Source organism: Arthrospira sp. PCC 8006, assembly GCF_046480465.1.
GTDB lineage: Bacteria > Cyanobacteriota > Cyanobacteriia > Cyanobacteriales > Microcoleaceae > Limnospira > Limnospira platensis.
This window is the reverse complement of the sequence record NZ_PKGG01000174.1, coordinates 1-11,465: the sequence shown is the minus strand read 5'-3', so window position 1 is coordinate 11,465 and position 11,465 is coordinate 1. Positions and strand designations below refer to the sequence as shown.

The window sequence follows — 11,465 nt, the reverse complement described above, 5'->3', positions numbered from 1 at the left end:
GAGGGTGGGTTTTTTCATCTTCTTGTTGTGAGACGAGKMAGCAGCAGAACCTATGAGGGCGGGTTTTTTCATCTTCTGGTTGGGAGACGAGGAAGCAGCAGAACCTATGAGGGCGGGTTTTTTCATCTTCTGCTTGGGAGACGAGAAAGGAGCAGAACCCGCCCCTACAATTATTAATTATTCATCAACATTAGACTGATATAATTTAAGGAGGATTTCCTGATGATATTCTCGGGTAATTGGATAAAAGTAGGTAAGGATAATTCCCACGATAGATAATATCATAGGCAGAGGTCCGATCGCCAATCTAATTGCCAATAATACGGATTCCGGTTGAGTTGGTGTAGGTTGACCGGCTACGGATTCAATAAAACCTGCCCAATCTAAAGTTTGACCTACCATAAAAATCCCTAAAGCCAAACCAATTTTTTGTAGGAGAACCATAAAAGAATAGAAAATTCCCTCCCGTCGCTGTCCGGTTTTGAGTTCATCATAATCAATAACATCGGTAATCATAGACCAGGGAATCAGATAAGCGGTAGATACTCCTAAACCGGCAATAAAACAGAGAAAATACATCAAAAATAACTGTCCTGGCTGTAGAAAGAATAAAGATAATTGAGCAATTATCCAAAATCCCATGCCGCTGATATATACAATCCTTCTGCCGTATTTTGCGCTGATTTTACTCCACATAAATAAGGTCAATAAAGCTGTGCCCTGGACGACGATCGCCACTTGAGTAAAAGCCACTTCGGGAAGTTCCATACAATACACGACAAAATATTGGAGAATTGCTGCAGTCAGTTGTACCGCCAACCAAGAACATAAATAAATCCCAATTACAAACAAAAAAGGACGGGTACTAAAAGCAATTTTCACCTGTTCGGAGAGGGGTAAAGATGTGGGTGCATCAACTTCTCCGGTGGCGGCTTGTACCTGGGCGACGCGATCGCGAGTTCCCCAAACACATAAAAAAATGGGTGGGACTGCCATAATACTACAGACCAAACCCAAAATCATATATCTGGTAGCTAGGTCTTCAATAGCAGCAAAAATAATAAATGCTATAACTAGGGACAAGATGCTACCACCAATGGAAAAAGAGAAGCGAAACCCATTGAGGGTAGTACGTTCGTTGTAGTCGCGAGTTAATTCAGGGGTGAGGGTAGCATAGGGAAGATTAACGGCTGTGTAAGCGGTATGAAAGCCGATCGCAATAATTACATAATACCAAAATAGAGTCTGGGTATTGGTACTAGGTACGATCCACATTAAAAAGAAAAATATGCCAAAGGGAACTGCGGCAAAAATCATCCAGGGATAGCGCCGCCCCCAGGGATGCTTAGTGCGATCGCTTAAAACCCCGATAATTGGGTCATTAACGGCATCCCAAATTTTACCGACCATGGGTACACTCGCCGCCAGTCCGGCTGGTAGTCCGGCGACAGTGGTTAGAAAAAACAACAGGAAAAAAGCGAAAATATTAGCAGTCATGGCTGTTCCCAGGTCTCCCACCCCAAAAGCTAATTTGGTGGAAAAGTTCATTTTGGGAATAGTAGGACTAGCAGAAGATGACTCAAAGGAGGAAGAATGACTCATAAATTTTAGTCCCAAGAGGTTCCAGGATAGACAAAGGATCGCGATATCCTAAAAACATAACTGATCTGTTTGCAGTAATCCAATGAGGAGTCAATTATGGCCAGCTTAGGCGATCGCTTTAAGAAAATGATGGGTAAGACCCGCTTTGTAGTCTGTCGGCTATTCCTACACCTAGGCGGCGCTGAGGTTGCGCCATTACTAGGTGTTCTTAACCAAGTCACCCGCGAAGCGATAGACCATGATGGAGATCTGGAAATCATGGGGTCGGGACTTGTCGAAGTCTGTCAAAGCCTTCTCCAGTACAATAGTTATTGGCAGTCCGCTGGTAATGAAGGAGATGTGATCTGGGATGAAGAAGAAGCCGGGGACTATGTGAATGAGTTATTCACGGACTCTGCTCAAAGGTATCTCAGTCAACCGGACTTGAACCAAGAAGAAATCGCTCCAGATGAACCGCTGTCCCTACCTATCACCTATAACTTGGTTGTAATAGTTACAATAGGTTGTGAGGGGGAAGTTCCTGACCTCGAAACTGACCTAGCCAATTTTGAAGCCATGGAAGCTGGACTAAAAAGCATCATCAACCTCCACTACCAAGGGAGTTTACGCGCGATCCAAATTCATTTTTCCCCGGCGCGGTTGGGTGATGTACTCACGGAAGACCAGCTTTTACAAAACTTTCCCGAACTCGTACCCCTATAAAGGGTGCAGAGAAATTTCCTAAGTTAACTTTAGCTAAAATTATGTTACCCAAAAAAGTAATCACGGTTTTAATGGTATTTGCACTCTGTTGGACAACTGTGGCTTGTGGGTCTTCCTCACAGACAACCACTCAACAAACGGTCCGCAGTTCAGCATCAGCGGCTAACCGACTGGCTGATGGCAAATATCCCGTTCAACAAGCGCAATATGATGATGGTACTGGAGAGTATCGCTTAATGCTGCTCAACGCCAGACCGCCAGTATTTCAGACCTCTGAGTTGCAAATGGCGCGTTTGACGGATGAACAAATTAAGGCTGGTGAAAAAAGTCATCTGTTGATCGAAAATAATCAGCCGGTTTTTTACCTGACGGAAGATTTCCAGATTGAATATGTCCACAATGTGACTGAAACGCGCACTGATCCTCAAACTGGTCAGACTCAAACTGTGGTGGTGCGCCGAGAGTCTAATTTCTGGACTCCTTTTGCGGCTTCGTTTGTGGGTAGTGCGATCGCCACTAGCCTATTTTCCCCCCGCTACTATGTTCCTCCCGCCTATCAATCGGGTAGTTCATTAGTTGGCTATGGCGGTTCTGGTAACAGCTATAACCAGGCGGTGAGTCAATATCGCACGAGGTACAATGAACCTCCCGCTGCTGTTAGAAATCGGCAAACTTTCCGCACCACTGGAACCGCTCGCAGTTCTTCCCCTGGTTCTACTACTGGCCAAACTAACCCCAATGCTAATCGCTCAACGGGTTCTGGCGCGGGAACTAGCAATCTGCGTCAGTCTCAGCAGGCTCGTCCTCAAAGACAACGTACACCTAGTTTTGGTAGTGGTAGTAGAAGCCCCAGCCGTTCCGGTTCCTCTGGAAGACGGCGACGTTAATTGACATGATCTGAGCTAGGGGGTGGGTTCGACAGCTCCTCTCCCTGTTCAAGTATTTTGCCCAGGGGACACCCCTGGCGGCTTACTGTTTAAAAACTTATTATTGTTTGATAAGAATATGGCTTATGATCTGAGATAGCAAAGTGCGCGGAAAAGCGGAAAATAGGTGAGAGGATTACAACTGATGATTGTTACCTCTTACCTATTCAAAGGTTGCATCAGATGTTAAACGCGCCCTTAAAGCCTTAGTCTGATTGAGTAGAGAGGTGCAGTGAAAATGACCCCAGAACCATCTGTACAATCTGAGTTGACAGGTAAACATCTAAACACCATTAATGAATGCCAACAACTTCAAGAATTAATGGCCGGGATGTCTGGGGTTTTTTATCAATATATATTGGCGGCTGATGGCAGCGAAAAATATAGTTATATTATTGGCAATTTCCTAGATGTTTATGGAGTAGAATTAGATAATTTTACCATCGATTCTGACCATATTTTCGGCTTAAAAAAAAAGGGCGATCGCCAAAATTTTTATAAATCTATTTATGATTGTGCAGCCCATTTAAAATCTTGGTCTAGGCAGTGGCAATATACTACACCAAATGGTGAAGTTAAATGGCTATATTCCAGCGCTAAACCGGAGAGACAACCTAATCACGATCTGGTCTTGAATGGCTTTATTTTTGATACGGAAATGCCTGGGGACTATCATGGTTTAAATAAACCTACCAAATTGCCAGCTATTATTACCTCTAAATTTACTCATCTTTGGAATTTTAGACAGTACAGGTTACTGGCTTCTCTGCAAAAACGTTTGACTGAATGGTGGCATCATAGAAATCAAATCGATCGCCTATTTAACCATACTGTTGATCTGGTAGTAATTCTGAATCTGGACGGTAACTTTAAATTTCTCAATTCCGCCTGGACAATTAGCTTGGGTTATGATTTTAATGAACTGATAAATAGTTCTTTTATGAATTTGGTATATGAGTCAGACCAGACTATAACTTTTTATGAATTTCATGCTATCCATTATGGAAAAAATCGTCAGTTTGAAAATAGACTTTTATCTAAAGATGGGTCCTATAAATGGTGGTCTTGGACTTTTGTGCCGGTGTTTGAGTCGGGAGCTATTTATGGAGTGGGTCGAGATATTACAGAACCAAAGGCGATCGCTGATAATTTCAAGGCTGTTGAAGATAAGTTACGAAGGATTATCGATTTTACCTATGATTGGGAATATTGGATTAATCCTCAACAGGAAATTGTATATATTTCTCCCTCCTGTGAACGCATAACTGGCTACTCGGTCAAGGAGTTTATGCAAGACCCTAGCCTATTGGCAAAAATTATTCATCCTGAAGATCGCGATCGCATAATTCCTTATTTATATGAAAATGTCTGCGATCGTAATAACCAGGAAATAGATTTTCGTATTATTACCCGCGATCAACAAGTGCGTTGGATTGGTCATAACTATCAGCCTATCTATGATGCAGCCGGACAGTATCAGGGAAAACGGGTTAGTAACCGAGATATTACTCAACGTAAACAGAAAGAAACTGAAGCCTTGCGAGTAGCTGAAAACCTGGAAATGGCGCAGCGTATTGCTCATATAGGTAATTGGGAATATGATGTTGTTACTCAAAAAATTACTTGTTCTGATGAATTTTTGCAGATTTTGGGTTTGGTCAAAGACCAAGATTGTTTAACCTTTGAGGAATTACTAAAACTTATTCATCCTGACGATCGTGACAATTGGCTAAACCAAGTTGAGAGAGCTTTAGCTACCGGAAAATCCTACGAAATTGACCACCGTATTGTTAGACCTGATGGCATTCGTTATATTCAAGGTCGCGGGGAGGCGGTTCGTAACCAAGTCGGACAGGTACTGCGCCTATTTGAAATTGCTATGGATATTACCGATCGCAAAAACTCTGAGCAAATTTTGCGCGATCGTGAGCAGTTCCTCTCTAGTATTTATGATGGAATTGAACAAGCAATTTTTGTCGTTGATGTTACCCAAGATGGAGACTTTCAGTTGGTGGGATGGAACCCCGCCTCCGAAAAAATTACTGGCATCAAATCTAGGGATATTATCGGTAAAAAACCCGAAGATATGTTTTTAGATGAATATGCTAAAGCTATCCGCTGTCACTATGAAACTTGTTGGCTGAAAAAGTCATCATTACAGTATGAGGAATATTTTAATTTTGGTCAAAATAAATTTTTTTTTCTCACTACTCTTAATCCTATTATAGACTATTCGGGAAGAGTTAACCGAATTATTGGCACAGCTTTTGATATTAGCAGCCTTAAAAAAACTGAGGAAAATTTAAGAATTTCCGAAGCACAACTGCGAGAACTAGCAGAAAGAGAAGCACTCGAAAATTGTCTATCTGGGTTGATTCGTAACTCCCTGGATACAGATACTATTTTGGCAACTGCTGTCGCTGAAATTAGGCGTGTATTAAATATAGATCGCACCTATTTTGTCTGGTATAGAAGCGACTTAGATACCCCTGAATGGGAAGTTCGCAAAGAAGCCAAAATTGACTCTCTCACGAGTATTTATGAACTTTACCCCGGCGATGCTTTGCGTCCAGTTAGCCAATATATCCTATCTGGAGAAATGATGCGAATTGATGATATTGCCACCTGTCCGACTCCCACTATTCGCAATTTCTTTTTGGTGTTAGAATGCCGTTCTGTTTTGATTTTACCCATTCAGATACAACAAGACACTAAAGGAGCTTTAGTCCTAGCACATTGTCAGGATATCCATAATTGGACTCATTCAGAAGTGGCGCTATTAGAGGCGATCGCTAATCAATTAGTCATTGCTCTGAACCAAGCAGAACTCTACGCCGCCACCCAGGAAGCCGCCAGAGTAGCACAAGCGCAAACTGAAACCCTAGAAGCTACATTAAACCAACTTCAACAAGCACAAGTTCAATTAGTGCAATCCGAAAAAATGTCTAGCCTAGGGCAAATGGTAGCAGGTTTGGCTCATGAAATCAACAACCCAGTCAGCTTTATTTACGGCAATATTACCCATGCTAAAGAATATACCAGAGATTTATTAGGACTAATTGAACTATATCAAAAGCATTGCCCCCAAGCACACCCGGAAATCACCGAAGAAATAGAAACTATTGATTTTCAATTTTTAATAGAAGATTGGCCGCGTCTATTTAAATCAATGACTTTGGGAGCAGATCGGATTCGAGATATTATTAAATCCCTGCGAACTTTTGCGAGGCTGGATGAATCGGAAGTTAAATATATTAACCTACATGAAAACCTCGACAGTACCTTGATGATTCTTGATAATCGTCTGAAAGAAAAACCATTACATCCCGCGATTCAAGTCCATAAACAATATGGAGATATTCCCCAGATTGAATGTTGTGCTGGACAGCTTAATCAGGTGTTTCTCAACCTAATCAATAATGCTATTGATGCTATTTGCGATCGCTACAAAAAACAGACCCTGGAACAAATTATCAACGAGCCAGGTATGATTTGGATCAGCATCATGCTAACCGAGCAAAAAACCGTCCAAATTCGCATTGCTGATAACGGTATTGGTATCAGTCCGGAAATCATCTCCAAAGTCTTTGACCCTTTCTACACCACCAAACCCGTGGGTTCAGGAACAGGTTTAGGACTATCCACCAGCTATCAAATTATCGTCGAAAAACACGGAGGAACCCTGCGTTGTGTTTCCCAAGAGTCTGTGGGAAGCGAGTTTGTTATTGAAATACCCCTAAAACTTCCCCAAAACTCTTCCTAAACTTCATGATCACTCCGACTTTGTAGGTTGGGTGAAACCAAGTGTAACCCAACCAGAGACTTTGTAGGTTGGGTGAAACCAAGTGTAACCCAACTAAAGACTTGGTAGAGACTTTGTAGGTTGGGTGAAACCAAGTGTAACCCAACCAGAGACTTTGTAGGTTGGGTGAAACCAAGTGTAACCCAACTAAAGACTTGGTAGACTTTGTAGGTTGGGTGAAACCAAGTGTAACCCAACCAGAGACTTGGTAGACTTTGTAGGTTGGGTGAAACCAAGTGTAACCCAACCAGAGACTTTGTAGGTTGGGTGAAACCAAGTGTAACCCAACCAGAGACTTTGTAGGTTGGGTGAAACCAAGTGTAACCCAACCAGAGACTTTGTAGGTTGGGTGAAACCAAGTGTAACCCAACCAGAGACTTTGTAGGTTGGGTGAAACCAAGTGTAACCCAACCAGAGACTTTGTAGGTTGGGTGAAACCAAGTGTAACCCAACCAGAGACTTTGTAGGTTGGGTGAAACCAAGTGTAACCCAACTAAAGACTTTGTAGGTTGGGTGAAACCAAGTGTAACCCAACCAGAGACTTTGTAGGTTGGGTGAAACCAAGTGTAACCCAACCAGAGACTTTGTAGGTTGGGTGAAACCAAGTGTAACCCAACCAGAGACTTTGTAGACTTGGTAGGTTGGGTGAAACCAAGTGTAACCCAACCAGAGACTTTGTAGACTTTGTAGGTTGGGTGAAACCAAGTGTAACCCAACCAGAGACTTGGTAGACTTTGTAGGTTGGGTGAAACCAAGTGTAACCCAACCAGAGACTTTGTAGACTTGGTAGGTTGGGTGAAACCAAGTGTAACCCAACCAGAGACTTTGTAGACTTGGTAGGTTGGGTGAAACCAAGTGTAACCCAACCAGAGACTTTGTAGACTTTGTAGGTTGGGTGAAACCAAGTGTAACCCAACCAGAGACTTGGTAGACTTTGTAGGTTGGGTGAAACCAAGTGTAACCCAACTAAAGACTTGGTAGGTTGGGTGAAACCAAGTGTAACCCAACTAAAGACTTGGTAGGTTGGGTGAAACCAAGTGTAACCCAACTAAAGACTTGGTAGAGACTTGGTAGGTTGGGTGAAACCAAGTGTAACCCAACTAAAGACTTGGTAGGTTGGGTGAAACCAAGTGTAACCCAACTAAAGACTTGGTAGAGACTTTGTAGGTTGGGTGAAACCAAGTGTAACCCAACTAAAGACTTGGTAGAGACTTTGTAGGTTGGGTGAAACCAAGTGTAACCCAACTAAAGACTTGGTAGAGACTTTGTAGGTTGGGTGAAACCAAGTGTAACCCAACCAGAGACTTTGTAGGTTGGGTGAAACCAAGTGTAACCCAACCAGAGTCAGCAAAGCGATCGGCTAAATTCCCCAAAAAATAGCAGCAGATTATCTATCACCATCGATCAACTCTGCTGCTACCCCCCAAATTAATTAATCAGTGGTGACAATTGCAACCCTTATGACCGCAACCATCCCCATTAGGATGGCCATTAGCACAGGCTTCGCTACAGTAATATTGGCCATTTTTGGCGATCGCTTTTGTCGTATCCACAATACACAGACAGGACTCGCAGGCGCATTTCATTTGAGTTACCGTGGTCATCAGAACTTCTCCTCAAGATATAATAGACTTATGCTTGAACAAGCTTTCATAGTAACTACTATAACATTTGAACATACTTTCAGATATATGTATCTGGAAGTTTAATAATTTCTTTAGAATTGAGATTAATCCCCCACAGTCAAACCCCCACATCACAATATGTCTGACACCCTTGATAGCAATCCCCATCACCACGACCACCAGCCCCTCGCCCCAGAGCAAATTTTGAGCAGGGAAAAGGCCCAACGGATGGCAGAATTTTTTAGTACCCTAGGAGACCCCAACCGCTGGCGTATCTTGTCAGCACTAGCCCTGAAAGAAATGCGTGTGCGAGACCTAGCCGCCGCCGTTGACATGACCGAATCCGCCGTATCCCACCAACTGAGAATTCTGAGGACCATGCGCTTTGTCAGTTATCAGAAAAGGGGACGCAATGTAGTCTATGGTCTCAAAGACCATCATATTTTCAACCTTTATCGGGATATATCCGAACATCTCGATGAACCCGAAGATCACCCGTGAAAATCAACCGCCAATTCTGTTTCCGGAGGACCACAAATTTATAAAACAGCAACTCTACCATACAAGCGAAAAATATGCAATAACTTTCACAAAAAGCCAGCAATTCTCATTATGGAAATTTTGCCCCAGCTTATTGAGAATCATCTCAAGAGCGATTCTTGAAAGCCCCATTCTTTCGTTCAAGATTGGGCATCATCGGGCATCTTGGACAGGATGCGGGTCAAAATGAGAATTGCTGACAAAAAGCCATCCTCGGCTACCTTAAAGAATGGGGCTTTGTACCCCATTTTTTGATAAAATGGCTAGGAGTGTGACAGGTTCGGGAATATAAACTCCACCTCTGGCTAGGAGTGTGGGAGTAATTGGTCTGAACAATTTAGCAATTTTGCTTTAAAAATCGCCGAAACTGATCAATCTGTCACAGTTTTTGGGTGAACAGCTCAGTATTGTTAAGGGAGAAATAACGAATGTACAGTCCAACTGGAACTGGTGTTGCTATGAGGACAGGAGCGGCGGGCCGTATCTTTGTCTTTGAAGTCGAAGGGATGCGTCAGGGACAGAACACTGACAACTTTAACTATCCCATTCGTCGCAGTGGCACAGTCTACCTCACCGTTCCCTACGAACGCATGAACCAGGAGATGCGTCGCCTATCTAAAATGGGGGCCAAGATTGTCAATATCTACCCTGCTGGCGAAACCCCTCCGGTTCGGACTCAAGCGGCACCAGAAAATGGACAACAGAGCCAATCATCTGGAACCCAAACCCCTACTATGACTCAAGCGAAAGCCAAAACAGATATTCCTGTTAACATTTACAAGCCCAAAAATCCATATATCGGCAAATGCCTGTCTAACGAAGAGTTAGTTAGGGAAGGTGGAACCGGGACTGTTCGCCATTTGATTTTTGATATCAGTGGCGGCGACTTGCGCTATCTCGAAGGTCAGAGTATTGGTATTATTCCGCCAGGAACTGACAACAATGGCAAACCCCATAAACTCAGGCTGTATTCGATCGCCTCTACCCGTCATGGCGACCATGTAGATGATAAAACAGTTTCCCTATGTGTTCGTCAGTTGGAATATAAACACCCAGAAACCGGGGAAACCGTCTATGGAGTTTGCTCAACTTATCTGTGCAACCTGGAAGCTGGGGCTGATGTGGCTATTACTGGCCCGGTCGGTAAAGAAATGCTGCTCCCAGAGGATGAGGATGCCACTATCATTATGATGGCAACGGGTACGGGAATTGCGCCTTTCCGGGCATTCCTGTGGCGGATATTTAAGGAACAGCACGAAGATTACAAGTTCAAAGGCTTGGCTTGGCTGTTCTTTGGCATTCCTTACAGCCCCAACATCCTCTATCAACAGGAACTTGAAGAATTACAGCAACAGTTCCCTGAAAACTTCCGCCTGACATTAGCCATTAGTCGGGAACAACAAAACCCAGAAGGTGGCAAAATGTATATCCAGGATCGGATTAAGGAAAATGCTGATCAGTTATGGGAATTGATCCAAAAACCCAACACCCATACTTATATTTGCGGTCTCAAAGGTATGGAAGGCGGCATTGATGAGGGAATGTCGGCCGCAGCAGGTAAGTTTGATGTTGACTGGTCTGATTATCAGAAGCAACTCAAGAAAAAGCACCGTTGGCACGTTGAAACCTACTAGGACATCAACTTAACCATTTGACTGGCGGGCGTGGCTCTTGAGTCGCGCCCTTTTTGTGGCTGGATTGGACTGATTGGACTCTCGGCAATTATCATCAAAAAATCGCGATCGCTCCTCGAAACCTCAGAGACAAGGCAGCCCAGAGACAAGGCTTGCCTTGTGGGAATCTTAGTCAATCAGTTGATTTCCGCGTTTGTACTGCTGATAGGCTGCAAAGAATAGTCCCGCTAATGTCACCAGGATTAAGCCTAAGACGATCCCCGAAAGTAATGGTTCAATCACGTTGAAACTCCTTGATGTTAAGTTTTGATCTCCTTGGATTAATATCGCATATTCTGATACATTTACCCGACATTTATCTGGCTATAGCCATTAGGGGTCGAAAATAAAGTCGCCTTGATCTCCTCCCATTCAGCAGCAGAACCGTACATGAGACTTTCACCTCATACGGCTCCTAGTTTGACCGTGTTATGGTCGAAAGAGAAGTCACCTTCCCCAACTCCAATTGAAAACCGTGCTTGCAAGTTTCCCAGCACACGGCTCCTGATGTAGATACCCTATTTGTCAGTAGGAACAGGGCTACGACCCCCCGCTTTGTAACCTCAACTTTAGGAGCTATATACAAACTCGTAGT

Annotated in this window: 8 protein-coding genes; 5 read left to right on the top strand and 3 right to left on the bottom strand. The window is 43.4% G+C overall.

Annotated features, from left to right (window positions below):
- Positions 1 to 177 precede the first annotated feature (177 nt).
- Complete coding sequence (locus B9T16_RS20450; protein WP_410245633.1) at positions 178 to 1,602, bottom strand: MFS transporter; 1,425 nt, start codon at positions 1,600 to 1,602, stop codon at positions 178 to 180.
- Positions 1,603 to 1,698: 96 nt separating this feature from the next.
- Between B9T16_RS20450 and B9T16_RS20445 the strand changes: the two genes are divergently transcribed.
- The 3 genes from B9T16_RS20445 to B9T16_RS20435 all read left to right on the top strand — a co-directional run bounded on the left by B9T16_RS20445 (position 1,699) and on the right by B9T16_RS20435 (position 6,993).
- Positions 1,699 to 2,304, top strand: coding sequence for a DUF1517 domain-containing protein (locus B9T16_RS20445; RefSeq protein WP_315670107.1), 606 nt, complete (start codon positions 1,699 to 1,701; stop codon positions 2,302 to 2,304).
- Positions 2,305 to 2,345: 41 nt separating this feature from the next.
- On the top strand, positions 2,346 to 3,191 hold the full coding sequence (locus B9T16_RS20440; RefSeq protein ID WP_410245632.1) for a hypothetical protein: 846 nt from the start codon (positions 2,346 to 2,348) through the stop codon (positions 3,189 to 3,191).
- Positions 3,192 to 3,468: 277 nt separating this feature from the next.
- On the top strand, positions 3,469 to 6,993 hold the full coding sequence (locus B9T16_RS20435; RefSeq protein WP_410245631.1) for a PAS domain-containing protein: 3,525 nt from the start codon (positions 3,469 to 3,471) through the stop codon (positions 6,991 to 6,993).
- Positions 6,994 to 8,468: 1,475 nt separating this feature from the next.
- On the opposite strand, the gene B9T16_RS20430 is transcribed toward B9T16_RS20435, so the two are convergent.
- Positions 8,469 to 8,636: a metallothionein gene (locus tag B9T16_RS20430; RefSeq protein WP_006616223.1), complete on the bottom strand. Its 168-nt coding sequence runs from the start codon at positions 8,634 to 8,636 to the stop codon at positions 8,469 to 8,471.
- Positions 8,637 to 8,795: 159 nt separating this feature from the next.
- Here B9T16_RS20430 and B9T16_RS20425 point away from each other — a divergent pair, with 159 nt between their 5' ends.
- Entirely contained in the window at positions 8,796 to 9,158 is a 363-nt protein-coding gene (locus B9T16_RS20425) for an ArsR/SmtB family transcription factor (protein WP_410245630.1), read from the top strand.
- 467 nt (positions 9,159 to 9,625) lie between these two features.
- Positions 9,626 to 10,831, top strand: coding sequence for a ferredoxin--NADP reductase (petH, locus tag B9T16_RS20420; protein ID WP_006616221.1), 1,206 nt, complete (start codon positions 9,626 to 9,628; stop codon positions 10,829 to 10,831).
- Positions 10,832 to 10,999: 168 nt separating this feature from the next.
- Here the strand turns inward: petH and petG are convergent, their stop codons facing one another.
- Positions 11,000 to 11,113, bottom strand: coding sequence for a cytochrome b6-f complex subunit V (gene petG / locus B9T16_RS20415; protein WP_006616220.1), 114 nt, complete (start codon positions 11,111 to 11,113; stop codon positions 11,000 to 11,002).
- Positions 11,114 to 11,465 lie beyond the last annotated feature (352 nt).

What these genes read in the sequence shown, in the direction of transcription:
- B9T16_RS20450 (WP_410245633.1), bottom strand. Translation starts at nt 1,602, where the DNA reads ATGAGTCATTCTTCCTCCTTTGAGTCATCTTCTGCTAGTCCTACTATT.
- B9T16_RS20445 (WP_315670107.1), top strand. Translation starts at nt 1,699, where the DNA reads ATGGCCAGCTTAGGCGATCGCTTTAAGAAAATGATGGGTAAGACCCGC.
- B9T16_RS20440 (WP_410245632.1), top strand. Translation starts at nt 2,346, where the DNA reads ATGTTACCCAAAAAAGTAATCACGGTTTTAATGGTATTTGCACTCTGT.
- B9T16_RS20435 (WP_410245631.1), top strand. Translation starts at nt 3,469, where the DNA reads ATGACCCCAGAACCATCTGTACAATCTGAGTTGACAGGTAAACATCTA.
- B9T16_RS20430 (WP_006616223.1), bottom strand. Translation starts at nt 8,636, where the DNA reads ATGACCACGGTAACTCAAATGAAATGCGCCTGCGAGTCCTGTCTGTGT.
- B9T16_RS20425 (WP_410245630.1), top strand. Translation starts at nt 8,796, where the DNA reads ATGTCTGACACCCTTGATAGCAATCCCCATCACCACGACCACCAGCCC.
- petH (WP_006616221.1), top strand. Translation starts at nt 9,626, where the DNA reads ATGTACAGTCCAACTGGAACTGGTGTTGCTATGAGGACAGGAGCGGCG.